The 23,854-nt window shown below is 65.5% G+C and carries 17 protein-coding genes; 10 read left to right on the forward strand and 7 right to left on the reverse strand.

Annotated elements, in window-relative coordinates; genetic code table 11:
* The first annotated feature begins 16 nt into the window (after positions 1-16).
* The 4 genes from WDB71_RS06860 (at position 17) to WDB71_RS06875 (ending at position 3,726) form a co-directional block, all read left to right on the forward strand.
* A complete protein-coding gene (locus WDB71_RS06860) occupies positions 17-1,201 on the forward strand; it encodes a methyltransferase (RefSeq protein ID WP_341503897.1) in 1,185 nt (394 codons plus the stop codon).
* Positions 1,201-1,728 carry an AraC family ligand binding domain-containing protein gene (locus WDB71_RS06865; RefSeq protein ID WP_341503898.1) on the forward strand — a complete coding sequence of 176 codons (528 nt, stop codon included), beginning with the start codon at positions 1,201-1,203 and terminating at the stop codon, positions 1,726-1,728. Before WDB71_RS06860 ends, WDB71_RS06865 begins: the two co-directional genes overlap by 1 nt.
* A gap of 189 nt (positions 1,729-1,917) precedes the next feature.
* Positions 1,918-3,492, forward strand: coding sequence for a S8 family serine peptidase (locus WDB71_RS06870; RefSeq protein WP_341503899.1), 1,575 nt, complete (start codon positions 1,918-1,920; stop codon positions 3,490-3,492).
* 102 nt (positions 3,493-3,594) lie between these two features.
* Positions 3,595-3,726, forward strand: coding sequence for a hypothetical protein (locus tag WDB71_RS06875; protein ID WP_341503900.1), 132 nt, complete (start codon positions 3,595-3,597; stop codon positions 3,724-3,726).
* Positions 3,727-3,733: 7 nt separating this feature from the next.
* Here WDB71_RS06875 and WDB71_RS06880 read toward each other — a convergent pair whose 3' ends face one another.
* The 4 genes from WDB71_RS06880 to WDB71_RS06895 all read right to left on the reverse strand — a co-directional run bounded on the left by WDB71_RS06880 (position 3,734) and on the right by WDB71_RS06895 (position 7,275).
* A complete protein-coding gene (locus WDB71_RS06880; protein WP_341503901.1) occupies positions 3,734-4,672 on the reverse strand; it encodes an alpha/beta hydrolase in 939 nt (312 codons plus the stop codon).
* A 66-nt stretch (positions 4,673-4,738) separates the two neighbouring features.
* Positions 4,739-5,896, reverse strand: coding sequence for an MFS transporter (locus tag WDB71_RS06885; RefSeq protein WP_341503902.1), 1,158 nt, complete (start codon positions 5,894-5,896; stop codon positions 4,739-4,741).
* Positions 5,893-6,318 carry an ion channel gene (locus tag WDB71_RS06890; protein WP_341503903.1) on the reverse strand — a complete coding sequence of 142 codons (426 nt, stop codon included), beginning with the start codon at positions 6,316-6,318 and terminating at the stop codon, positions 5,893-5,895. The genes WDB71_RS06885 and WDB71_RS06890 overlap by 4 nt, the downstream gene beginning before the upstream one ends.
* 117 nt (positions 6,319-6,435) lie before the next feature.
* A complete protein-coding gene (locus WDB71_RS06895; RefSeq protein WP_341503904.1) occupies positions 6,436-7,275 on the reverse strand; it encodes a 2OG-Fe(II) oxygenase family protein in 840 nt (279 codons plus the stop codon).
* 305 nt (positions 7,276-7,580) lie between these two features.
* On the opposite strand from WDB71_RS06895, the gene WDB71_RS06900 reads away from it, so the two are divergent.
* The 3 genes from WDB71_RS06900 (at position 7,581) to WDB71_RS06910 (ending at position 15,563) form a co-directional block, all read left to right on the forward strand.
* Positions 7,581-8,654 (forward strand): efflux RND transporter periplasmic adaptor subunit, encoded by a 1,074-nt coding sequence (locus tag WDB71_RS06900; RefSeq protein ID WP_341503906.1) that lies wholly within the window; start codon positions 7,581-7,583, stop codon positions 8,652-8,654.
* A complete protein-coding gene (locus tag WDB71_RS06905) occupies positions 8,654-11,716 on the forward strand; it encodes an efflux RND transporter permease subunit (RefSeq protein ID WP_341503907.1) in 3,063 nt (1,020 codons plus the stop codon). Before WDB71_RS06900 ends, WDB71_RS06905 begins: the two co-directional genes overlap by 1 nt.
* 97 nt (positions 11,717-11,813) lie before the next feature.
* On the forward strand, positions 11,814-15,563 hold the full coding sequence (locus tag WDB71_RS06910) for an EAL domain-containing protein (RefSeq protein WP_341503908.1): 3,750 nt from the start codon (positions 11,814-11,816) through the stop codon (positions 15,561-15,563).
* Between the two features lie 40 nt (positions 15,564-15,603).
* Here the strand turns inward: WDB71_RS06910 and WDB71_RS06915 are convergent, their stop codons facing one another.
* Both WDB71_RS06915 and WDB71_RS06920 read right to left on the reverse strand, forming a co-directional pair.
* Positions 15,604-16,020, reverse strand: coding sequence for a hypothetical protein (locus tag WDB71_RS06915; RefSeq protein ID WP_341503909.1), 417 nt, complete (start codon positions 16,018-16,020; stop codon positions 15,604-15,606).
* 84 nt (positions 16,021-16,104) lie between these two features.
* Positions 16,105-18,177, reverse strand: a complete 2,073-nt coding sequence (locus WDB71_RS06920; protein WP_341503910.1) for a prolyl oligopeptidase family serine peptidase — start codon at positions 18,175-18,177, stop codon at positions 16,105-16,107.
* 146 nt (positions 18,178-18,323) lie between these two features.
* Here WDB71_RS06920 and WDB71_RS06925 point away from each other — a divergent pair, with 146 nt between their 5' ends.
* The 3 genes from WDB71_RS06925 to WDB71_RS06935 all read left to right on the forward strand — a co-directional run bounded on the left by WDB71_RS06925 (position 18,324) and on the right by WDB71_RS06935 (position 22,599).
* Positions 18,324-18,839 (forward strand): hypothetical protein, encoded by a 516-nt coding sequence (locus WDB71_RS06925; protein WP_341503911.1) that lies wholly within the window; start codon positions 18,324-18,326, stop codon positions 18,837-18,839.
* A 100-nt stretch (positions 18,840-18,939) separates the two neighbouring features.
* A complete protein-coding gene (locus WDB71_RS06930; RefSeq protein ID WP_341503912.1) occupies positions 18,940-19,440 on the forward strand; it encodes a YbaK/EbsC family protein in 501 nt (166 codons plus the stop codon).
* A gap of 171 nt (positions 19,441-19,611) precedes the next feature.
* Complete coding sequence (locus WDB71_RS06935; RefSeq protein WP_341503913.1) at positions 19,612-22,599, forward strand: ImpA family metalloprotease; 2,988 nt, start codon at positions 19,612-19,614, stop codon at positions 22,597-22,599.
* Positions 22,600-22,656: 57 nt separating this feature from the next.
* Here WDB71_RS06935 and WDB71_RS06940 read toward each other — a convergent pair whose 3' ends face one another.
* Complete coding sequence (locus WDB71_RS06940; protein WP_341503914.1) at positions 22,657-23,772, reverse strand: alanine--glyoxylate aminotransferase family protein; 1,116 nt, start codon at positions 23,770-23,772, stop codon at positions 22,657-22,659.
* Positions 23,773-23,854 lie beyond the last annotated feature (82 nt).

Raw genomic sequence — 23,854 nt, forward strand, 5'->3', positions numbered from 1 at the left:
CCTATAATGCGCCGCCATGACCGATCTTCAGACGCTCCGGGCCCAATTCCAGGCCATCGACCAACTGCTGTACCAGTACCGCTCGGACTGGCAGCTGCGTCCCTTCGAGCAGCAGGCCATCCCCTGGCCGGCGCTGGCCGGGCCGCTGTGGGCGCTGGATGACGAGCAACTGGCAGTCCTTGAGCAGGACAACCAGGCCCTGTTCGATTACCTGGCGCCCTGGCGACCGGCAGTGGTGGCGGCCCAGCCGGCCTGGCCCGAGCTGGCGCGCGCCGAGATCACCGCGCCGTCCCGTCTGGCCAGCGGCATTCCCGGCCGCAAGTGGGCGCAGATCAGCGACTTTATCGGCGCCGCCGCCATTGCCCGGCCGGTGCTGGAGTGGTGCGCCGGCAAGGGCCACCTGGGCCGCCTGGCGGCGCTCAGCCAGGGCCAGCCGGTGCTGAGCCTGGAGCTGCAGCAGGGCCTTTGCGAGCAGGGTGAACGGCTGGCCGGGCAATGGCGGCTCGAACACCGTTTCGTCTGCGCCGATGCCCTGGCCCCCGCAGCCAGGGACCATTTCCAGGCCAACCAGCACGGCCTGGCCCTGCATGCCTGCGGCGAGCTGCACCAGCGCTTCCTGGCCCATGGCATTGCCGCCGGCACCCAGGCCCTGACCCTGTCGCCCTGTTGCTACCACCTCATCGACCAAGAGCACTACCGGCCCCTGTCGGCCACGGCCCGGGCCAGCAGGCTGGTGCTGGACAGGTTCGATCTGCGCCTGCCGCTCCAGGAGCAGGTGACCGGTGGCGCCCGCCAGGCCCGGCTTCGCCATACCGAGGTGCACTGGCGCCTGGCCTTCGACAGCCTGCAGCGCCAGCTCAGGGAGCGTGATGAGTACCTGCCGCTGCCGACCCTGCCCAAGCAGCTGCTGACCGGCGATTTCGCCGACTTCCTGGCCTGGGCCTGTGACCGGAAGGGCCTGGCCTGCCCGGCCGGGCTCGACCAGGCCCACTGGCTGCGGGAAGGTCGCCGCCGCCAGGGCCTGGTGCGCCGCATCGAGCTGGTGCGCCACCTCTACCGTGCCCCCCTGGAGGCCTGGCTGCTGCTCGACAGGGCCCTGCTGCTGGCGGAAAATGGCTACCAGGTGCGCCTGGGCACCTTCACCGACCGCCACAACACCCCCAGAAACCTGATGATCCACGCCGAAAGAGGAGCCCATTGATGGCCTATCTGCCCGTAACCCTGGAATGCCGCGACCTTGAACAGGCCCGCCTGTCCGCCCGGCAGCGCTTGCCGGTTCCCCTGCTGGTCCAGGTCGTCCAGGGCACCGGCCTGGTGCGACTGGGCAAGGATTATTACCAGCTGCTTCCGGGCCGGCTCTGCTGGTTGCCCGCCAATGTGCTTTTTACCCTGGGCGCCGAGGCCGGTGCCCGGGTGCGCATGGCGTGGTTTTCCAGCCGCCTGGGCCTGGCATTGCCGGCACAGGCCGGGTGGCTGGCCGACGGCGACTGGCTTGGCGCCGTGCTGGACAGGGCCGAACGGGCCGGGGGCGAAAGCCGGGCCCGCCTGCTGCGGGTGCTGGCGGATGAGCTGGTGGATACAAAGGTATCTTCGCTGACACAAAAGCTGGACTGGCCGGCGACCCAGGGCCCCCTGTTGCCCTTGGCGCAAATCGAGGCGGGGCGCCGCGGCGAGCATGTCGACGGCCTGTCCCTTGACCCCAGACCCTGGCGTCTTAATCCCGCGTAGTGTGACATCGATCGCGTCAGGCTGTTGTCTTTGCCATCAAAGCGTCGTATAAAAGCCCACAAAGGTTAACGAAGATTTAACCTTTGTTTGCACAAACACACAATTACTGGCTGGCAGCCTGTTCGGGATGGAATCTCATAAAAAGCAGCAAGGAAGAGCCGCTGCGACGCCGTTGGGAGGAAGACATCCATGAAACTGGCTCATCTCAAGCCGATCACCGCCGCGGTGGCCCTGGCCATCTCCGGCTCCGCCCTGGCCGGTGCCGATAACGGCGAGCGCTACATCGTCAAGTTCAAAGAGGGTCACGGCCCCGCCGCCAAGGCCATGCTGAAGTCCAAGGGCGCTTCCCTGAAGCTGAGCCTGGACAAGCACAATGCCGCCGCCTTCAGCATCCCTGCCCAGGCCCTGAAAGGCCTGCAGAACAACCCCCATGTTGAATACGTGGAAGCGGACGTCAAGCGCTATCCCATGTCCCAGGTGGTTCCCTACGGTATCCCCCTGGTGCAGGCCGATCAGCTTAGTGACGCCCAGACCGGCAACATGACCGTTTGTATCATCGACTCCGGCTACCAGCTGGCCCACGAAGATCTGGCCGGCAACAACGTCGACGGTACCAATGATCCCGGTACCGGCAACTGGTACGAAGACAAAAACCACCACGGCACCCATGTGGCCGGCACCATCGCCGCCCTGAACAACAACGTCGGCGTGGTGGGTGTCAACCCCAACGGCAACCTCAACCTGCACATCATCAAGGTGTTCAACGCCGATGGCTGGGGTTATTCCTCCAGCCTGGTCAGCGCCCTGGACAAGTGTGAGCAGGCCGGCGCCAAGGTCATCAACATGAGCCTGGGCGGCAGCCGCGCCAGCCGCACCGAAGACAACGCCTTTGCCGCCGCCGAGGGCCGTGGCGTGCTGAGCATCGCCGCCGCCGGTAACGACGGCAACACCCGTCACTCCTACCCGGCTTCCTACGACTCCGTGGTCTCCGTGGCCGCCGTGGACGCCAACAAGCAGCATGCCGATTTCTCCCAGCGCACCAGCCAGGTTGAACTGGCCGGCCCGGGGGTCGGCGTGCTGTCCTCCGTGGAGATGGGTACCGCCCTGGTGGCCAGTGCCAACGTGGCCGGCACCGGCTTCGAAGCCATCGGCATGGATGGTGCTCCCCAGGGCAGCGGTGAAGGCCTGCTGGCCAACTGCGGCACCGGCGAGGCCCCCTGTGACGCCAACGGCCAGGTCTGCCTGATCCAGCGCGGCAACATCAGCTTTGCCGAGAAGGTGCAGAACTGCGAGGCCGGCGGTGGCGTCGGCGCCATCATCTACAACAACGAGCCCGGCGCCCTGAACGGCACCCTGGGTGAGACCGTCACCGCCATCCCCTCCGTGGGCGTGAGCGACGTTGACGGTGCCGCCATGCTGGCCCAGGTCGGCTCCCTGGCCAATGTCACCATCGACGCCGGCAACTACGCCTACTTCGACGGTACCTCCATGGCTACCCCGCACGTGGCCGGTGTCGCCGCCCTGGTGTGGAGCCACTTCCCGCAGTGCAGCAACACCGAGATCCGTGCCGCCCTGGTGGCGACCGCCGAGGATCTGGGCAGTGCCGGTCGTGATGACTACTACGGCCATGGCCTGGTCCAGGCCAAGGACGCCGTCGATTACCTGACCACCTACGGCTGCGCCGGCAACGGTGGTGGCGATAACGGCGGTGGTGACGGTGGCGCCTGCAAGGGCAAGGGCTGTAACGGCAAAAACAAGCGATAAGACAGGTCCCCAACCCCTGTCGTAAAAGGCGCCGCAAGGCGCCTTTTTTTGCGCCCGCCACTGTGCTAGAAAACGGCCTTCGTTATCGAAAGGAGCGCATCCATGGGACGATTCCTGCTTGCCCTGGGGCTTTGGCTGCTGGCGGCGGCCGCCATGATCTGGTGGCATCCCCTGCTGGGCATCGGCCTGATGCTGGCCGGTTTCCTGGCCCTGGCCATGGGGCCAAGGCATTGACTATCCGTCAGGGCGCCGGGGGGAGCCGGCTCAGGAAACGGTCGATCTCCGCCATGATGGCATCCGCCTCCGTGTAGAGCATGTCGTGGCCCTTGCCTTCAAAGGGCACCAGAATGGCGCCCGGGATCCCCTGGCCGACCAGTTGGGCATGGTCGAAGGGAACCACCTCGTCACTGGTGCCGTGCAGCACCAGGGTAGGGCAGCGGATCCCGGCCAGATCCGGGGTGGCCAGGGTGCCGAACTGGCGGGCATCGTTGAACAGGCCGTCCCTGAAGTGGCTGAACAGCGACAGGTACTCGGCGAAGTCAGCGGACATGGCCCGTTGCTGCCGCTCGGGCAGGGTCGGGAACAGCTGCGCCAGGATCCTATCCGACAGCAGCCACATCACGAAGTTATTGTCGAGTACGGTGCGCAGCAGCCTGGTGTAGAAGCCGCTGCCACTGCCCGCCAGGCCCTGGGCCGGTTGCTTGGCCAGGGCCTCGATCAGCACCAGGGCGGCGCACTTGTCACCGTGCTGGCGGGCAAAGGACAGCGCCGCCGGGCCGCCACCGGAGATCCCCACCACCACCACCTTGTCCAGGGCCAGCTGCTGCACCAGGGCCGCGAAGGCGTCGGCCTGCTGGGCCGGGGTACGGCCGGTCTCCACCGGGGTGCGCAGGTAGCCGGGGCGGCTGGCGCTGATCAAGCGATAGCGCTGGAACAGGGCGTCATAGAAGGGAAAATTGAGGTTGCCCCGGTAGCTCGATGGGGTGCCGTGGAACTGCAACAGGGCCGGGCCCCGGCCCTTGCTCAGGTATTCCACCGGCCCCAGGGGCGTCTTGGCCAGGCGGCTTTCGCTGGTCCACTTGGCGTAGGTGTCGGCCTTGAACTGGCGGTAATGGAAATAGCTGGCCAGGGTGGCCAGGAGCGCCAGGACCAGGGCCATGAGGAATAGACGTCTTGCCATGACTGCCGAACTTCCGGGGGTGACGGTTTTTTAAGCATAGCGCCGGCTGGCCCTTATCGAGTCGGGCTACCTGCGGCCCAGCAACAGCACCAGGGCGGTGAGCAGCGTGAAGCCGGCACCGGCCAGGAAGGGCGCCTGGGGGCCCAGCCACTGCCAGAGCCCACCGGCCAGCAGGCTGGCCAGCAGCACCACCAGGCCGGTGATCAGGCCGAACAGCCCAAAGGCGGTGCCGCGTAGCGCCGCCGGCGCCGTGTCGGCCACCAGCTTGGCGAAGAGGCCCTGGGTAAAGGCCATGTGCAGCCCCCAGAACAGCGCCCCGGCCAGGGCCGTGGCCGGGGTCCTGGCCAGGGCCAGCAGCAGATCGGCCGCCAGCAGCAGCATCAGTCCCAGCAGCAGCAGCCGGCGGTGGTCCAGGGCATCGGCGGCGATGCCGGCCGGATAGGCAAAGGCGGCGTAGGCCAGGTTCATCACCACCAGCACCAGGGGCACCAGGGGCAGGGCCAGGCCCAGTTGCTGGACTCTCAGGATCAGGAAGGCCTCGGAAAAGCGGGCCAGGGTAAAGAGCGCCGCCAGCAGCAGCAGCCACCAGAAGGCGCCGGGCAGCCGCAGCGCCTGGCGCCACCGAAAGGGCTGCCGCGGCGCCTCGGTCGGGTGGGCCGGCTCCTTGAGAAACAGCGCCAGCAGGATGACGGCGCCAAAGGCCGGCAGCAGGGCAAACCAGAGCACGGCACGGATGTCGCCGGCAAGCAGCAGCATCAGGCCCAGGGCCGCCAGGGGACCAAGCAGGGCGCCGACGCTGTCCAGGGCCTGGCGCAGGCCAAAGGCGGCGCCCCGGGATGCCCTTGGGGCCAGATCCGCCACCAGGGCATCCCTGGGGGCGCCGCGGATGCCCTTGCCGAGCCTGTCCATCAGCCTGGCCGACAGCACCCAGCCCAGCCCCTGGGCCAGGGGGAAGAGCGGCTTGGCGGCAGCGGCCAGGCCGTAGCCCAGCAGCAGCAGGGGCTTGCGGCGTCGCCAGCGGTCGCTGAGGGCGCCGGAGAAGGCCCTGATCAGGGTGGCGGTGGCTTCGCCCAGGCCTTCCACCAGGCCGATGGCCACCATGGCCAGGCCCAGCTCCCTGGCCATGAACACCGGCAGCAGGCTGTGGATCAGCTCCGAGGACAAGTCCATGCACAGCGAGGCCAGCCCCAGCAGCCAGATCCCCCCTGGCAGTCGCCTGTTCACTTGCCTTCCCAGAACTTGGTCATTTCGATGAACATGAAGGAGGCGCTCCAGGTGATCAGCACCAGGCCGGTCAGGGCTTCCAGGCCGGCCAGGAAACGGATGTTGCCAAGCGGCGCTATGTCCCCCAGGCCCAGTGAGGTGTAGGTGGAAAAGGAGAAATAGCTGCAGTCCAGCAGGCTGTGGTCGAAATTGCCGGCCAGGGTGCCGAAGCCGTCCACATGGACCATGAAGTAGTAGCCGAAGGCGAACAGCCAGATCTCGATGACATGGGCGCACAGGGCCCCGAACACCCCGAACAGCACCCGCAGCCGGTGGCGGATGGTGAGCCTGGGGACGAACAGGGACAGCTGGCGCAGGATCTCGTAGTGAACCAGTACCGCCAGCGAGACCAGCAGGCTGTTGATCAGGATGGTGTAGAGCATGGCCTCTGGCGACAAGGGCTTATGCTGCAAGCATAGGCGGGAAAGGCCGCCGTGCCAGAAAACAACAAGGCACCCCTTGGGGTGCCTTGCTGCTGTTTGCGGCGCCGAAAAGGGCGCTTAGATGACGCCCAGCTCCCTCAGGCGTTCCTTGAGATAGCTGTCGGCGGTATAGCGCTCGGACAGCACCACTTCCGGCTTGGGGTGCAGGAACAGCGGCAGGGAGATGCGGGACTTGCTCTTGTCCATGCCCTCGGGGTTGATGACCCTGTGGGAGGTGGACGGGAAGTAACCGCCGGAGGCTTCCTGGAGCATGTCGCCGATGTTGACGATCAGGTTGCCGAAGTCGCAGGGCACGTCCAGCCACTCGTCGCTGGTGCCCTTGACCTGCAGGCCCGGCTCGTTGGCGGCGGGCAATATGGTCAGCAGGTTGATGTCCTCGTGGGCGGCGGCGCGGATGGCGCCCGGCTCCTCGTCACCCTGCATGGGCGGGTAGTGCAGGACCCGCAGCAGGGTCTGCTCGGAACCTTCGATCATGGAGGACAGGGACTGGCTGTAGCGCTCGGCCACGTCGGCCGGGGAATGCTTCTCCACCCAGGACAGCAGCTCGGCGGCCAGCTCGGTGGCGGCCTGGTAGTAGTCGACCAGCTCCTGGCGCAGCGCCTCGGGGCAACGGCCCCAGGGGTAGTAGTGGAAGTATTCCTTGATGTCCTTGACGCTGTGGCCCTTGGCCACCTCGGACACCTCGGCGGGGAAGAAACCGTCCTGGGTCTTGGGATCGAAGCGGTAGTCTTCCTTGTCGGCGCTGTCGAAGAACTGCTGCCAGTTGCGGTAGATGGACTCGACCCGCTCCTGGGACAGGGGGTGGTTCTTGAGCACACCGAAGCCGGTGGTGCGCAACGATTCGACAAACTGCTCGGCGGCGTTGTCGGCTTGGTAATCAACGGCGACTAGTTTCATGGTTATCTCGTTGCCCGTCCCGATCTTCGACCGTGACGCGGCTATCCTCTGTGAAGCAAAAAAATGAACAGCATTGTTATATTTGCCGGTGGTCTTATGCCCCGGACTAGCGACGGGATCCTAGTCATTCGAACCGCTTTCGGCAAGCGTTTTCCCCATGGTTTGTGGGGGTGATCTTGTCTAAACTACCGTCTGATAAGGGAAAGTTGGCATTGCTGTAACAGTCTGTCCAGCAGAACCGCCTTCTGAGCCCACTCCGGCCCTCGTAAAATACGGCCATTTTGACATCCCAAGAGGCAAGGATCATGCGATACCTCCCCCTGATGGTACTGGGCCTGGCCCTGGTGGGCTGCTCCAAGGCCCCGGAACAAGCGGCCGAGGAACAGCCGCCCAGGCCGGTCAAGCTGCACTATATCGGTGCCACGGACGATGCCCAGGTGCGTCACTTCCCCGGCGAGGTGTCCAGCACCGACGGCTCCACCCTGGCCTTCAGGTTGCCGGGGCAGATAGTGGAGCTGCCGGTACGCAACGCCCAGGAAGTGACCAAGGACCAGCTGCTGGCCAAGCTGGACGATACCGATTACCGCAACCAGCTGCTGGATCGCCAGGCCCAGTTCGAGCTGGCCGAGGCCCAGTTCAACCGTGCCGTGCAGATGCTGGAGAAGAAGCTGATCCCCCAGGCCACCTTCGACGAGGCCAAGGCCAAGCGCACCCAGGCCCAGGCGGCCCTGCGCCTGGCCAGGGACAACATGGCCTATACCGAGCTGCGCGCCCCCTATGATGGTGTCATCGCCAAGCGCCTGGTGGAGAACTTCCAGTTCGTGCAGGCCAAGGAGCCCATCTTCCAGCTCCAGAACGACGAGATGATCGACGTGGTGATCCAGGTGCCCGAGCGGCTGATCTCCCGGGTGCGCAAGGACGCCGTGGGCTACCAGCCCGAGGTGCGTTTCGAGGGCGCCCCCGAGCTGAGCTTCAAGGCCAGGTACAAGGAGCATGACGCCATTGCCGACGCCGCCACCCGCACCTTCAGGGTGATCCTGACCCTGGCAAAGCCCGAGCAGCTCAATGTGCTGCCGGGCATGTCCGTGGACGTGGCCGTGGAGATGAACAAGGTGTTCAGCATCGACGACCTGCCCAAGCTGACCGTGCCCGTGGAGGCGGTGTTCCAGCCCGATGACAAGGAAGGCAGTTTCGTGTGGCGTTACGACGCCGAGACCGGCACGGTGCAGCTGCAGGCCGTGACCCTGGGCCAGGTGGTGTCCGGTGGCGTCGAGATAACCCAGGGCCTCAGTGCCGGCGACACCGTGGTGGCAGCCGGGGTCAGCTTCCTTGAACAGGGCCAGCGGGTCAGGCCCCTGGCCAAGGAGCGGGGACTGTAATGAGCATCGCCGAATACGCCATCCGCCATAAGGTCATCAGCTGGGTCTTCGCCCTGGTGCTGCTGGTGGGCGGCTCGGTGTCCTTCTTTGGCCTGGGCCAGCTGGAGGATCCCGAGTTCACCATCAAGTCGGCCATGGTGCTGACCCGCTACCCCGGCGCCTCGCCCACCCAGGTGGAGGAGGAGCTGACCCTGCCGGTGGAGCAGGAGATCCAGTCTCTGCCGTACGTGGACTACGTGACCTCCATCTCCAGCCAGGGCTTCTCCCAGGTCATAGTGGAGATGAAGCCCAGCTACCGCAAGAAAGCGCTGCAGCAGATCTACGACGAGCTGCGGCGCAAGATGGGCGATCTCCAGGGCAGGCTGCCGCCCGGGGTGGCCGAGATCCAGGTCATAGACGACTATGCCGACGTCTACGGGGTGCTGATGGCCATCAGCGGCGAGGGCTACAGCTACCAGGACCTCAAGGACTACGCCGATTTCCTGCGCCGGGAGCTGGTGCTGGTGCCGGGGGTCGGCAAGGTGCAGCTGGGCGGCGTCCAGCAGGAGCAGGTGTTCGTGGAGATCGCCCGGGCCAAGCTGGCCGCCCTCGGCATCAGTCCCCAGCGCATCTTCCAGCTGCTCAGCACCCAGAACTCGGTCAACGCCAGCGGCCAGCTGAGGGTGGGTGACGAGTACATCCGCATCTATCCCACCGGCGAGTTCGAGTCAGTGAGCGAGATGGCCGACCTGCTCATCTCCGAGCCGGGCTCGCGGGATCTGGTCTACCTGGGCGACGTGGCCAGCATCCAGCGCGGCTACGCCGAGGTGCCCAGCCAGCTCTATCGCTACAACGGCCGCCAGGCCCTGACCCTGGGCATCTCCTTCACCTCCGGCGTCAACGTGGTGGACGTGGGCGCCCGGGTCGAGACCCGCCTGGCGGAGCTGGAATTCCAGCGTCCCATCGGCATCAGCCTGGACACCATCTACAACCAGCCCAATGAGGTGGACAGATCCGTCACCGATTTCCTGATCAACCTGGGTGAGGCGGTGACCATCGTCATCCTGGTGCTGCTGCTGTTTATGGGCCTGCGGTCGGGCATCTTGATGGGGCTGATCCTGCTGCTGACCATACTGGGCACCTTTATCGTCATGAAACTGCTGGCCTTCGACCTGCAGCGGATCTCCCTGGGCGCGCTGATCATCGCCCTGGGGATGCTGGTGGACAACGCCATAGTGGTGACCGAAGGGGTGCTGATCGGCCTCAAGCGCAGGCTGACCAAGGTGGAAGCGGCCAAGCAGATCGTCGAGCAGACCAAATGGCCGCTGCTGGGGGCCACCGTCATCGCCGTGGCCGCCTTCGCCCCCATCGGCCTTTCCTCCGATGCCACGGGTGAATACGCCGGCTCCCTGTTCTGGGTGCTGATGATCTCGCTGCTGCTGTCCTGGCTCACCGCCATTACCCTGACCCCCTTCTTCTGCAACCTCTTCTTCAAGGAGGAGATCGCCAAGGGTGTCACCGAGGAAGACGGCGATCCCTACAAGGGCGCCTTCTACCAGGGCTACAAGGGCCTGCTGGAGCTGTGCATCCGCCACCGGGTGCTGACCATGGCGCTGATGGCGACGGCCCTGGTGGCGGCCGGCGCGGGCTTCGGCAAGGTCAAGCAGTCCTTCTTCCCGCCGTCCAATACCCCCATGTTCCTGGTGGACTACTGGTTGCCCCAGGGCAGCGACATCCGCGCCACCGCCGAGCACCTGGCGGCCCTGGAAGACAGCCTGCTGGCCGTGGACCATGTGCAGGCGGTGACCACCACCATAGGCCAGGGCGCCCAGCGCTTCATGCTCACCTATGCCCCGGAGAAGCGCTACGGCTCCTATGGCCAGCTCATCGTCCAGGTGGATGCCAAGGAGAACCTGGATCCGGTGCTGGCCGAGACCCGCCGCATTCTCTTCGAGGAACATGGCGGCGCCTTTGCCAAGGTCAAGCGGCTGATGATTGGTCCCAGCCCCAATGCCGCCATCGAGGCCCGCTTCTCGGGATCCGACCCCAGGGTGCTGCGGGAGCTGGCGGCCAAGGCCCAGGCCATTTTCGAGGCCGATCCCGGCCTGGAGTCCATCCGCCACGACTGGCGCCAGCAGGTCAAGGTGATCCGGCCCCAGTTCTACGAAGCCCAGGCCCGCCGGGCCGGGATCAGCCGCCAGGATCTGGACGAGGTGCTGGCCATGAACTTCCCCGGCAAGGTGGTGGGCCTGTATCGGGATGGCTCCCAGCTGCTGCCCATCGTCACCCGGCCGCCGGCCCAGGAGCGCCTGGAGGCGGACAACCTGCAGGATGTGCAGATCTGGAGCCCCATCTTCAATACCTACCTGCCCATCACCCAGGTGGTGTCGTCCTTCGACACCGAATGGGAAGACGCCCTGATCATGCGCCGCGACCGCAAGCGCACCATCACGGTCCAGGCCGAGCCCGACGTGCTGGGCGACGAAACGGCCGCCCAGGTGCTGGCCAGGGTGCGGCCCCAGATCGAGGCCATGGCACTGCCCACCGGCTACAGCCTGGATTGGGGCGGCGAGCTCGAGAAATCCTCGGACGCCCAGGCCAGCCTGTTCTCCAGCCTGCCCATGGGCTATTTGTTCATGTTCATCATCACCATCTTCCTGTTCGACTCCATCCGCCAGCCGCTGGTGATCTGGCTGACCATCCCGCTGGCGCTGATCGGGGTCACCACCGGCCTGCTGGTGATGAACGCCCCCTTCAGCTTCATGGCGCTGCTGGGCTTTTTGTCCCTGAGCGGCATGCTGATCAAGAACGGCATCGTGCTGGTGGAGCAGATCAAGCTGGAGGCCGAGGAGGGCAGGGCGCCCCTGGACGCCGTGGTGCATGCTTCGGTGAGCCGCCTGCGCCCGGTGCTGATGGCGGCCATCACCACCATACTGGGCATGATCCCGCTGTTGTTCGACGCCTTCTTCGAATCCATGGCGGTGGTGATCATGTTCGGCCTGGGTTTTGCCACCGTGCTGACCCTGATCGTGGTGCCGGTGCTCTACACCCTGTTCTACCGTATCAGACCCAGGGTGAGCTGATGCAAGAAGCCCGGCGCCAGCCGGGCTTTTCTTTTGCTAACTCCTTGACTTATATGGGCTATGATAAGAGGCAGTGCCCCAGAAGAAGGCATCTGCCGTGAACAACAAGGACGTCGCCCGTCAACACCCATTCGCCGCCCCACTCTGCCTGGCCATGCTCTACTTCGGCCTGGCCAGCCTCTGTATCGCCCTGTCCCGTCAGCCCGGCAGCGTGGCCACCGTCTGGCTGCCCAATGCCGTGGCCGTGGCCATCTTCTTTCGCCTGCCTTTCAGCCAGTGGCCGGCCCTGGGCCTGGTGCTGATCGGCGCCAACCTGGCTGCCAACCTGGCCTTTGGCGACGGCGCCTTTTTCGCGACCCAGCTGGCGTTGGCCAACCTGGCCGAGGTGCTGGTGGGGGCCTGGCTGCTGAAGCGTTTCCTGGCGCCATCGCAGCTGCTGGAGGATCTCAAGGGCTGGGTGCAATGCCTGCTGCTGGGAGGCCTGGTGGCGCCGCTGGTGGGGGCCCTGGCCGGCAGCTCGGTACTGGCCTTCAATGGCCTGGCCTCGGTCCGGGATGCCCTGGGGCTCTGGTTCGTTGGCGACAGCCTGGGCATGATGGCCCTGCTGCCACTGGCGCTGCTGACCACAGAGCAGCGGCTCAAGGCGCTGTTCGAGGGTAAAGGTGCGGCCGAGACCCTGTTGACCTGGCTGCTGGTGATGCTGGTGGTCTACCTGGCCTTCACCCAGATGCCCTTTCCCTTCGTATTCGTGGCCGCCCCCCTGGTGTGGGCGGCGCTGCGGCTGCCTTTTTACGGCGGGCTCTGGGTGATCTTCTCCGGCGCCGTGCTGATCAGCGCCCTGGTGGCGCTCGAGGCCATCGACCTGCGCCAGATCTACCCGGGCATGACGCCATCGCTGTTGCTCAGCCCGGTGCTGCTGTGCCTGTTGCCGGCCTATGTGACGGCGATGACCACCGCCGCCTCGCGGCGGGAGAAGGAGCTGCTGGCCCAGAGCGAATCCCGCTTCCGCCAGGCCATGGACAACAGCGCCATCGGCATGGCCCTGGTGTCCCTGGAGGGGCAGTGGCTCAAGGTCAACAAGAGCCTGTGCGACTTCCTGGGTTACAGCGAGCGGGAATTCGCCAAGCTGACCTTCCAGGACATCACCCACCCGGACGATCTCAACGCGGATCTGGAGCTGGTGGGGGAGGTGCTGGCCGGCAACATCGACAACTACCGCATGGAGAAGCGCTACCTGCGCAAGGACGGCCAGGTGGTCTGGGCGCTGCTGGCGGTGTCCCTGGTCCGGGACAGCGAGGGCCAGCCCCGTTATTTCGTGTCCCAGGTGGAGGACATCCACAGGCGCAAGATGGCCGAGACCCGGCTGGAAACCTTCGAAAAACGCTGGAAGTTCGCCCTCTACGGCAGCGGCCTGGGGGCCTATGACTGGGATCTGGACAGTGGCAAGGCCTACTACTCGGACTGGACCCAGGAACTGCTGGGCCTGACCGATGCCGAGCTTGGCTGCCGCGAGGACTGGCTGGACCGTGTCCACGGCGATGATCGGGAGCGGCTGCAGGTGCAGCTGCACGCCCACCTGGCCGGGCGCACCGGCCAGCTGCACCTGGAATACCGCATTCGCGACGCCCGCGGCAGCTACCGCTGGGTGCTGGATCGCGGCCAGATCATGGAAAGGGAGCCGGACGGGCGGCCCAGCCGGCTGATCGGCACCCTGGTGGACATCACCGACATCAAACGGACCCAGCTCGACAACGAGCGCCTCACCCAGAGGGTGACCCTGGCCACCCGGGCCGGTGGCGTGGGGATCTGGGAATACGATCTGGTCACCCAGACCCTGGCCTGGGACAAGCGCATGTACCAGCTCTACGGCCAGCTGCCCAGCGACCAGAAGTTGCCCTATGAGCTGTGGCGTGAGTCCCTGCACCCGGACGACATGGAGCGCGCCGAGGCCGAGGTGGAGCTGGCCCTGGCCGACGTCAAGGCCTTCGACACCGAGTTCCGGGTGGTCTGGCCCAATGGCGAGGTGCGCCATATCCGGGCCCTGGCGTCCTTCGAGTACGACGGCGACGGCAACAAGATACGCATGATCGGCACCAACTGGGACATCACCGACCAGAAGCACCTCACCGAGGCCTTGCACGAGGAGAAGGAGCGCCTGCACATCACCCTCTATTCCATCGGCGATGCGGTGATCTGTACCGACAAGGATCTCAAGATCACCTTCATGAACCCGGTGGCCGAAGACATGACCGGCTGGCCCATGGCCCTGGCGCTGGGGCACCACGTGGACAGCGTCTTCCACATCACCAAGGGCCGGGACGGGCCGCCGATGCCAAGCCCGGTGGCCCAGTGCCTGGAGCGCAACCAGACCGTGTTCCTGGGCGAGGGGGCGGTGCTGCACAGCAGGGACGGCTCCCTGTTCGACGTCCAGGATTCGGCGGCCCCGGTCAAGACCCTGGCCGGGGAGGTGATGGGCGCCGTGCTGGTGTTCCAGGACGTCACCGAATCCCAGGAGATGCTGCGCCAGCTCAGCCACAGTGCCAGCCATGATGCCCTCACCGGCCTGCCCAATCGCACGGCCTTCGAGCGTGAGCTGCGGGAAATGGCCAAGCTGTCGGCCGAGCACGGCCGCCGCCATGCCCTGACCTTCATCGACCTGGACAGGTTCAAGGTGGTCAACGACAGCGCCGGCCATGCCGCCGGCGACGCCCTGCTCAAGGAGATCGGCAGCTGCCTGCAGTCACAGGTGCGTGCCAGCGACATGGCGGCCCGCCTCGGCGGTGACGAGTTTGGCCTGCTGCTCAGGGACTGTGAGCTGGACAAGGCCAGGGAGATCACCGAACAGCTGGTGCGCCGCATCGAGGCCATTCAGTTCCGCTGGGACGACCGGGTCTATGACGTGGGCGCCAGTGCCGGCCTGACTTCCATCCACCAGGACAACAGCCTGATGGCCGACATCATGAGCCAGGCGGACGTGGCCTGTTACGCCGCCAAGCATGCCGGTCGCGGCCGGGTGATGCTGTACGAGCCCCAGCAGAGCCTGGCCGTGGAGCAACACAAGGAGATCTTCATGGCCGCCGGGATCCGCGAAGCCCTGGACGAGGGACGCTTCGAGCTCCACGCCCAGCCGGTAGCGGCCACCGACAACCTGGCCAGCACCCACCACCTGGAGATGCTGGTGCGCCTGCACGACAAGGACGGCCAGCTGGTCATGCCGGGTGCCTTTATTCCCGCCGCCGAGCGTTACGGCATGATGGTGCACATCGACAAGTGGGTGGTCCGCGAGGTGTTGCAGCGCCAGGCCAAGGCCATTGCCGAAGCCGGCATCAAGGTGGCCATCAACATCTGCGCCGACGCCCTGGGCGACCACCAGTTCCAGTCCTTCCTGAGCCAAATGGTCAGCCAGTCGCCCATTCCCGCTCACCATATCTGCTTCGAAATTACCGAAACGGCCATGATCAACCACATGGGCCAGGCCAGCGAGTGCGTCTCCACCCTGCGCAGCATGGGCTGCAAGGTGGCCCTGGACGACTTCGGCAGCGGCCTGAGCTCCTTCAACTACCTCAAGCGGTTCAGGGTGGACTACCTGAAGGTAGACGGCAGCTTTATCGAGCAATTGTGCGAGAGCCCTGTGGATCAGGTCATCGTCGAGTCCATCCACCAGGTGGCCCACAAGCTGGGCGCCATGACCATCGCCGAGTACGTTCAGGATGACGCGACGGTACGGCTGCTGGCCCGCATGGGGGTCGAGCTGGTACAGGGTTTCGGTGTTGCCAGGCCGGAGCCGTTGGCGGAGCTTTTGGCGCGGCACCGGGATGCCAAGGTGGTGGCCCTGAAGCGGGTATGAAGAAGGCGGCCATTGGCCGCCTTGTTGCTTTATGCCGGGCTCAGCCCTGGAGCTGGCCGGCCATGGTGTTGAGCTTGACCAGGAAAAGTATGTAGAACACCAGGCCCACCAGGCCCAGTGGCCCGAACAGGATGCTGGCGGTATTGAAGACGGCGGTGATCAGGCCATAGTTCTTGCCGCAGTCGCCCATGTCCTGGCTGGGGGGATGGTCCTGGAAATAGCGCTGGAAGGCGGCCGGGATCTTGAAGGCCAGCAAAATCCACTGGAAGATCAGCCCCACCAGGGGCACCGCCAGCAACCAGGCGCTCCAGGCCGGCATTTCCTGGTACTGGGGCGGCAGCTTGCGGTAGGGGAAGTACACCAGCCCCGCCAGCAGCAGCGCCACCAGCAGGTAGAACACCATGAAGCCGGCGATAACGCCCATGCCCATGGAGTCGATCATGTCCTGTCCGTTCATCTCAGCTTTCCCTTTGCCACCCAAAGCCTTTATATAGCATCAAAAAGGCGGCCGAGGCCGCCTTTTTGCTTTGTTGCCAACCGCTTACTTGAGCTGGCTCCACAGGTAGCTGTACACCAGGGCGTAGACCTTGGCGCGCTGCTTGTTGTCGGCGGCGCCGGCGTGGCCGCCTTCGGTGTTCTCGAAGTAGAGCACGTCGTGGCCCTGGGACTGCATCTTGGCGACCATCTTGCGGGCATGGCCGGGGTGGACGCGGTCGTCACGGGTGGAGGTGGTGAAGAAGGCCTTGGGGTAGTCCACGCCCTGCTTCACGTTCTGGTAGGGGCTGTAGCTCTTGATCACCTCCCACATGGCGGCATCGTCCGGGTTGCCGTACTCGGCCATCCAGGAGGCGCCGGCCAGCAGCTTGTGGTAGCGCTTCATGTCCAGCAGCGGCACCTGGCAGACCACGGCGTTGAACAGATCCGGGCGCAGCACCATGGTGGCGCCCACCAGCAGGCCGCCGTTGGAGCCGCCCTGGATCCCCAGGTGCTCGGGGCTGGTGACCTTGTTGGCGATCAGAGCCTCGGCCACGGCGATGAAGTCCTCGTAGGCCTTCATGCGGTGCTTCTGCAGGGCCGCCTGGTGCCAGGCCGGACCAAACTCGCCGCCGCCGCGGATGTTGGCCAGCACGTAGACGCCGCCTTCACTGAGCCAGTTCATGCCGGTGTTGGCGGAATAGTAGGGGGTCAGGGACACCTCGAAACCGCCGTAGCCGTACAGCAGGGTCGGGTTCTTGCCGTTGAGCTTGGTGTCCTTGTGCTTGACCAGGAAGTAGGGCACCAGGGTGCCGTCCTTGGACTTGGCCTGGTGCTGCTCCACCGTCATGGTGGAGGCATCGAACCAGCTCGGCGACTGGCGCAGCTGCTGGGGCTTGACCTTGTTGGCGTCGGCCCGGTACAGGGTGGTGGGCTCCAGGAAGCCGGTGACCGTGTAGTAGAAGTCGTTGTCGGCCTCGTCGGTATTGAAGACGCCGATGGAGGCGTTGTCGGCCAGGGCCAGATCCTGCTGCTGCCAGCCGTCCTTGCCCGGGGTCAGGCGCAGCACCCTGGACTTGACGTTGTCCAGCACCGTCACCAGCAGGTGGTCCTGGGTGGTGGCCACGTCTTCGATGGACAGGCGCTCACCTGGGGACAGCAGCGGCTGGAAGTCGTCCTTGCCGGCCAGGGCCTTATCCAGGGCCAAAGACACCAGGGCGCCGCGCTTGAAGCCCTTCTCGGGCCAGTCGCTGCGCAGCTTGATGATCAGCTGCTTGTTGAAGTAGGCGGTGAACTGGGCGTCGTCGGGCTTGGGCACCTTGATCAGCTTGCCGTCATGGCGGATCCAGGCGCGGTTGGTGAAGAAGCTGGGGGCGTCGTAGACGATGTCCAGGTTGCCGTGCTTGGAAAAGGCCCGGTAGCCGCCGGCGGACACGGCGTCCTGGGATGTTTCGTAGATCAGCTCGGCCTTGTCCAGGGGCTGGCCACGGTGCCAGATCTTCACCTGGCGGGGGTAGCCGGAGTCGGTGGTGGTACCCTCACCGAAATCGGTGCTGACGAAAACGGTGTCCTTGTCGATAAAGGAGAAGCCGCCCTTGGCCTCGGGTAGGGTGAAGCCGCCTTCGACGAAGTGCTTGGTCCTGCTGTTGAACTCGCGGCTGACGGTGGCGTCGGCACCGCCCCGGGACAGGTTGACCACGCAGTGCTCGTAGTCGGGATAGAGGCAGCTCATGCCCTTGAACACCCAGTTCTCACCCTCGGCCTTGGCCAGGGCGTCCACGTCCAGCACCGCTTCCCACTTGGGTTTGCCGCTGGCGTAGCTTGCCAGGGTGGTGCGCCGGTACAGGCCGCGCTGGTGTTCGGCGTCGCGCCAGAAGTTGTAGAGGTACTTGCCGCGGCGGCTGGGGTAGTCGATCTTCTTGTCGGAATCGAGCACCTGGAGGATGTTGTCGTAGGCCTTCTGGTATTCGGGGCTGGCGGTCAGGGCCTCGAGGGAGGTGCCGTTACGCTCCTTGACCCAGTTCAGGGCCTTCTCGCCCTGGACCTCTTCCAACCACAGGAAGGGATCGTCGCCGGCGACGGCGGCGCCGGACATCAGGGAGCCCAGCAGCAGGGCCAGGGTGGTTCTGGTATTGGACATGGTCGTGCTCTTCCTTGTTATGGTTTGTGCCCGATACTGACGGCGTTCTTTCGACCAGGCAAGAGTGGACTGTAACAAGGCGTTTCCAAGCTTTGACCTTTGCATTGATGCCTACCAAGCTGAATGGGTCTGCCAAGGAGGCCCCCATGAAGCGTTTCTGGTTCCTGTTGCTGATTTGCCTGCCGCTGACCGCCGAGGAAGGGCTGGATAAGGCGGACGTGGATCACTGGCTGGAGGCCGTGCAACAGCTCAGCCAATGGGCGGCCCGGTCGCCGGAGCGGGTCTCGGCCCTGGACTCCATGTTGGTGGAGCCCGAACAGGTGCTGGCGGAGCTTCAACGCCATGGCCTTACCGAAGATGTTTCCCTGCTGGTCACCCGAGCCGGCTTTGCCGATCTGCCCAGCTGGGCCAGCGTCAATTTCCGCATCCAGCGGGCGCTGCTGGCGCTGGAAAGCCGGGATGAGGTGCTGGTGGGGCAGCTGGAAGACGAGCTGGCGGTGCTGCGGGCCTCCGGCTACCGGGAGCGGCACCAGGGCAGGATAGCGGCCCTGGAGCGGACCCTGGCTGCGCTGGAGAAGATCCAGCGCGAGAGTCGCCAGGATCAGGCCGCCATCTGGCCCCACCTGACCAGGATCCGTGACAGCCTGGGCCTGGACCAATAACGGCGCCGAGCCGCGGCTCACCTATACTTTTGGTGATGAGTCTAGGGTAGAAGGCCATTCACTCCAAGCTGACCTTCTCCTGACAACGGGAGGAAGTACGATGGGCATGTCAACTTCGTTGCGGCGTTATCTGGAGAGCCGCAACCTGCGTTTTGAAACCGTCAACCACCCCTACAGCGAAGGCGCCATGCAGACCGCGATCGCCGGTCATGTCCCCATGGACCAGATGGCCAAGGCCGTGGTGGTGGAAGACCATGAAGGCCGCCATATGATGGCGGTGCTGCCGGCCGGGCGGCGCCTGGATCTGCACCAGCTTTCCGACTGGATGCACCGGGACTTCCACCTGGTACCGGAATGGAAGCTGGAATCCATGTTCAGGGATTGCAAGCCGGGGGCCATTCCCGCCTTTGGTGACGCCTACAACATGGAAACCGTGGTCGACGACGAGCTGCTGGATCAGAACGACGTCTATGTGGAGGCGGGCGATCACCAGGATCTGCTCCACATCAATGGTGACGCCTTCCGGAGCTGGGCCATCGAGCACAAGCACGCCCGCTTCAGCCGCCGCCACGACTGGACCGGCATGGAAACCCGCAAATAGGCGGTCGCTTTTTTCTTGTCAAAGGGAGCCGTCCGGCTCCCTTTTTATGTACTGATGGTGAAAAAACCCTCCCAGGTCAGGCATGGCGCTGCCGGCATGAACAGGGCCTGCCCTGGCCAATCCCCCATTTGTCCCTAGGATGGCCAGCATCACCATAAATTCATAAGAAAAATGAAGAAGATAGTCTTATTGAGCAGCCTGCTGCTGGCCGCCTGTGGCGGCGGTGGCAGCGAGCCCGAACAGGCCGACACCAAACCGGCCGAGCCCGGCAACCATGCCCCCACCGCCAGCGCCCTCGGCCTGAGCTACGACTGGCAAAGCCAGCAGGCCGCCGGCAACTGGCGGGCCCTGGCCAATGACAAAGACGGCGACAGCCTCAGTGCCCAGGTCCAGGCCCAGGGTCAGCTGGGTACCTTTACCGTCGACGGCGACCAGCTTCGCTACCAGGCCGATGCCGGCGCCTTGGGCGACGACAGCACCAGCCTGCTGGTAAGCGACGGCCGCGGTGGCGAGGCGGTGATGAGGGTCACCGTCAGCCAGGTTGACGGCCGTGACGGCGTGACCCGGGCGCTCAGTGAGGGCAATGCCGATTTCGTGGCCGACGGCCGGGAACTGCTGGTGCGGATCCAGGCCCGCATAGACGCCATCCAGGCCGACCAGGCAGGGCTGGTGCAAAGCCTCTTTGCCGATGGCGCCATCGACTACGCCCCCGGCAACCGCACCCAGCTGTTCAAGGTCACCGAGCCCGACCGGACCTTCGGCCTGATCCAGGCCAACCAGGGCCGGCTGCTGGCGGTGGCGGGGCAACAGGGCCAGGGCCGCTATGCCGGTTTCGGCACCGATCTCTTTTATGCCTTCGACCGGGGCGAGCTGCTGGCCGTGGAGGGCGCCGCCAAGCGCCTGGTCGGCTGGCTGCTGGATACCGACAGCCCGGAGACCGCCCGCACCGTGGCGGTGGCCTTTATGGGCGGCCAGGAAAGCGGCACCCAAGACTGGCTGAAGGCGGCTTACCCCAACTGGACCCTCGTCAGCTGCAACGATGCCGCCGCCCTGGCCCAATGCCTGGCCGATGCCGAGCTGGTGGTGAGCGGCTGGCGTGGCAACGACGCCGATGCCGAATCCATCGCCGCCGTCTACCGGGACCTGCTGGCCCAGGGCGTGCCGCTCTTCTACCAGCACAACTGGTACGAGGCCACCAACAAGGTGGCCGACGCCATCGCCGCCGTGATCGGCGCCGAGCTGCCCTATGGCGGCAACTACTGGGCCAACGCCGGCGCCAGTTGGGCCAGCGCCAACGCCATGCTGGCGGAGCGCCCCTGGCTGGGCAGCGAAGCGCGCCTGAGCCAGCATTTCATCGACGGCGACTTTGCCTTCGACTGGTCCGGTTGCACCAGCCATGTGGGCAAGATCAGCTGCGATCAGGTGGCCGGCTTTCGGGACGCCTTCCTGGACGGCGCCGAGCGCCTCAAGACCAGCCTCAACAGCCTGGATGCCAAGGGCGTGGTGCTGTTCGAAGAGCAGGGCAGGGAGCTGCTGAAGCTGTTCGTGCTGCTGGGCGACAAATACCGGGCGGGCATTGCCTATCCCATGGACAAGGCAAGCACAGACACCACCACCTTCCTCAAGGCCTATCTTGCCGATCACCTGGCCTACTATCACCGGGAGCACAACCCGGCCCAGGGCGATCTCGGCAACTTCAGCGACGCGCTGCCGGCGGGCCTGCCCCTGGTGGAGCAGAGCCTGAGCTTCGAGCTGGGCAAGGACGGCGGCTACCGGGGCACAGGCCTGTACCTGCTGCCCGGCCAGCCCATTCACCTCACCCGCACCGACGGCCAGGCGTTGCCGCTCAAGGTCTTCATCAACACCCAGCGCACCGGCTCCACCCGGGAGTTCAACGACAACGGCTACCAGAGGCCCAAGTTCCTCAAGTCGCCGCAGTTCGAGCTGGTCGGTGGCGCCGAGCAGATCCTCACCAGCCCCTACGGCGGTCCGCTGATGGTGCAGCTGCCGGCCGGCAGCGGCCAGGTGAGCCTGAGGGTGTCCCAGGTGACGCCCTATCCCTACCTGACCGATTTCGCCCAGGCCAGCAGCTACCTGGCCGAGATGGACGGCTCCCCCATCGGCTGGGCGGGCCTGCGCACCGACTTCGTGGAGATCAATTCCCGCAAGCACATGATGCAGAGTTTCATCCAGGGGGATCGCTACCAGGGCGATGTGCAGCAGGCCCTGGACGACGTCTGGACCTACATGATCAAGGGCACCTACGATCTGGCCGGCTTCCAGGGCGAGGGCCTGGCGCTGCCGGCCAAGGTGCTTGAGCGCTGCCAGTCCCTGGGCTGGGACTGCCAGAACGCCGACATCCATGGCAAGCCCAGGGTCCAGCACATCAACGTGGACGAGGCGGCCCATTGCGGTGGCGGCTGTGCCGGCAATCCCTACGATCAGGCCTGGGTGCTGAGTCCCTTCGGCTGGGGTGAGAGCCACGAGATCGGCCACAACCTGCAGCGCAGCCGGTTGAAGATCTACGGCGGCCGCTCCACCGAGGTCTCCAACAACATCTTCCCCCTGTACAAGGGCTGGCAGCGCTACCAGGACACGGGCGAGCTGATCGGCAGCTGCGACCGCCAGAGCCCGGCCACCACCTACGGCTGGCTGCAGCAGGCCCACAACCAGGCCGATCCCAGCCAGGCCATGTACGACAAGCTTTGGAGCCAGAGCGGCACCTACGACAATGCCGGCACCCGATTGGACTTCTACTGGCAGCTGGCCATGCTGGCCGATGAGCTGGCCGGCCTCGACAACGGCTGGCAGATCTACAGCCTGCTGTACCTGCACGAACGTCAGTTCAGCCGGGCCAGGAATGATGCCGCCAGCTGGGCGGCCCAGAAGGACGCCCTGGGCATGGGCAGCTTTGCCGAGGCCCCCAACCCGGACGGCAACGACTTCATGCTGATGAGCCTGTCCTACCTGCTGGGCCGGGACATGCGGGGCTATTTCGACGCCTGGGGCATCACCTACAGCCCGCAGGCCTCTGGCCAGGTGGCCGCCTACGGCCTGCCGGCCGCCGAGCTGGTGTATTACCAGGCCGACAGCCACTGCCAGACCCTGAAGGCGCCCAAGCTGCCCATAGACGGCACCACCAGCTGGCCGGCAAGCTAGCCTTGCGCGCAACAAAAAAGCCGGGCTCCTGCCCGGCTTTTTCGTTGCCAGCCCGGCTCAGAGCACCGAGCTCAGCGCCGACAGGCACAGGGCCACGTTTTCCGGGCGGGCGCCATGGCCCATCAGGCCGATGCGCCAGGCCTTGCCGGCGAAGTCGCCCAGGCCGGCACCGATCTCCAGGTTGAAATGCTCCAGCAGGGCGGCGCGCACGGCGGTATCGTCGGCATCGTCCGGGATCCACACCGCATTGAGCTGCGGCAGGCGCTCCGCTTCTGGCACGATGAATGCCAGGCCCATGCCTTCCAGGCCCTGGGCCAGGTATTCGTGCATCTGGCGGTGGCGCTGCCAGCTGGCCTCCAATCCTTCTTTGTGCAGCAGCAGCAGCGCCTCGTGCAGGGCGTAGAGGGTGTTGACCGGCGCCGTATGGTGGTAGCTGCGCTTGCCTTGCCCTGCCCAGTAATCCATGACCAGGCTCTGATCCAGGAACCAGCTCTGCACCGGCGTCTTGCGGCCCTTGATCTTGGCCAGGGCCCGCTCGGAAAAGCTCACCGGAGACAGGCCGGGTACGCAGCTCAGGCACTTCTGGCTGCCGGCATAGATGGCGTCTATGCCCCATTTGTCCACGTGCAGGGGCACCCCGCCCAGGGAGGTGACGGCGTCCACTATGGTCAGCACGCCGTGCCGCTGGGCCAGGGCGCAGAGGCCTTCGGCGTCGCTCAGGGCGCCGGTGCTGGTCTCGGCGTGGACGAAGGCCAGGAAGCCGGCGTCCGGGTGGGCCTTGAGGGCCGCCTCCACCTTGTCCAGCTCCACGGCCCGGCCCCAGGGGCTTTCCACCAGCACTGCTTCGCCGCCGCAGCGGCGCACGTTTTCCGCCATGCGGGCCCCGAAGACGCCGTTGACGCAGACGATGACCTTGTCGCCCGGCTCCACCAGGTTGACGAAGCAGGCCTCCATGCCGGCCGAGCCGGGGGCGGAAATGGCCAGGGTGGCCTCGTTCTCGGTCTGGAAGGCGTATTGGAGCAGGGCCTTGACCTCGTCCATCATGTCGATGAACAGCGGATCCAGATGGCCGACGGTGGGCCTGCTCTGGGCGGCCAGCACCTGGGGCGAGATGTCGGACGGGCCCGGACCCATCAGGATCCGGCGCGGCGGTTGGAAAGACTGGAAGTTCATGGGGCACCGTTGCCGAGTTTTTGCTCTATCTTGTGGACTCTTGGCGGGAGATGCAAGGACCGCGCTGATTTCCTTACCGGGC

The sequence above is a fragment of the Gallaecimonas sp. GXIMD4217 genome (assembly GCF_038087665.1).
Classification (GTDB): Bacteria; Pseudomonadota; Gammaproteobacteria; order Enterobacterales; family Gallaecimonadaceae; genus Gallaecimonas.

Excerpts from the sequence above, each read along its gene's own strand:
- WDB71_RS06860 (WP_341503897.1), top strand. The coding sequence starts at position 17 with ATGACCGATCTTCAGACGCTCCGGGCCCAATTCCAGGCCATCGACCAA.
- WDB71_RS06865 (WP_341503898.1), top strand. The coding sequence starts at position 1,201 with ATGGCCTATCTGCCCGTAACCCTGGAATGCCGCGACCTTGAACAGGCC.
- WDB71_RS06870 (WP_341503899.1), top strand. The coding sequence starts at position 1,918 with ATGAAACTGGCTCATCTCAAGCCGATCACCGCCGCGGTGGCCCTGGCC.
- WDB71_RS06875 (WP_341503900.1), top strand. The coding sequence starts at position 3,595 with ATGGGACGATTCCTGCTTGCCCTGGGGCTTTGGCTGCTGGCGGCGGCC.
- WDB71_RS06880 (WP_341503901.1), bottom strand. The coding sequence starts at position 4,672 with ATGGCAAGACGTCTATTCCTCATGGCCCTGGTCCTGGCGCTCCTGGCC.
- WDB71_RS06890 (WP_341503903.1), bottom strand. The coding sequence starts at position 6,318 with ATGCTCTACACCATCCTGATCAACAGCCTGCTGGTCTCGCTGGCGGTA.
- WDB71_RS06895 (WP_341503904.1), bottom strand. The coding sequence starts at position 7,275 with ATGAAACTAGTCGCCGTTGATTACCAAGCCGACAACGCCGCCGAGCAG.
- WDB71_RS06900 (WP_341503906.1), top strand. The coding sequence starts at position 7,581 with ATGCGATACCTCCCCCTGATGGTACTGGGCCTGGCCCTGGTGGGCTGC.
- WDB71_RS06905 (WP_341503907.1), top strand. The coding sequence starts at position 8,654 with ATGAGCATCGCCGAATACGCCATCCGCCATAAGGTCATCAGCTGGGTC.
- WDB71_RS06915 (WP_341503909.1), bottom strand. The coding sequence starts at position 16,020 with ATGAACGGACAGGACATGATCGACTCCATGGGCATGGGCGTTATCGCC.
- WDB71_RS06920 (WP_341503910.1), bottom strand. The coding sequence starts at position 18,177 with ATGTCCAATACCAGAACCACCCTGGCCCTGCTGCTGGGCTCCCTGATG.
- WDB71_RS06925 (WP_341503911.1), top strand. The coding sequence starts at position 18,324 with ATGAAGCGTTTCTGGTTCCTGTTGCTGATTTGCCTGCCGCTGACCGCC.
- WDB71_RS06930 (WP_341503912.1), top strand. The coding sequence starts at position 18,940 with ATGGGCATGTCAACTTCGTTGCGGCGTTATCTGGAGAGCCGCAACCTG.
- WDB71_RS06935 (WP_341503913.1), top strand. The coding sequence starts at position 19,612 with ATGAAGAAGATAGTCTTATTGAGCAGCCTGCTGCTGGCCGCCTGTGGC.
- WDB71_RS06940 (WP_341503914.1), bottom strand. The coding sequence starts at position 23,772 with ATGAACTTCCAGTCTTTCCAACCGCCGCGCCGGATCCTGATGGGTCCG.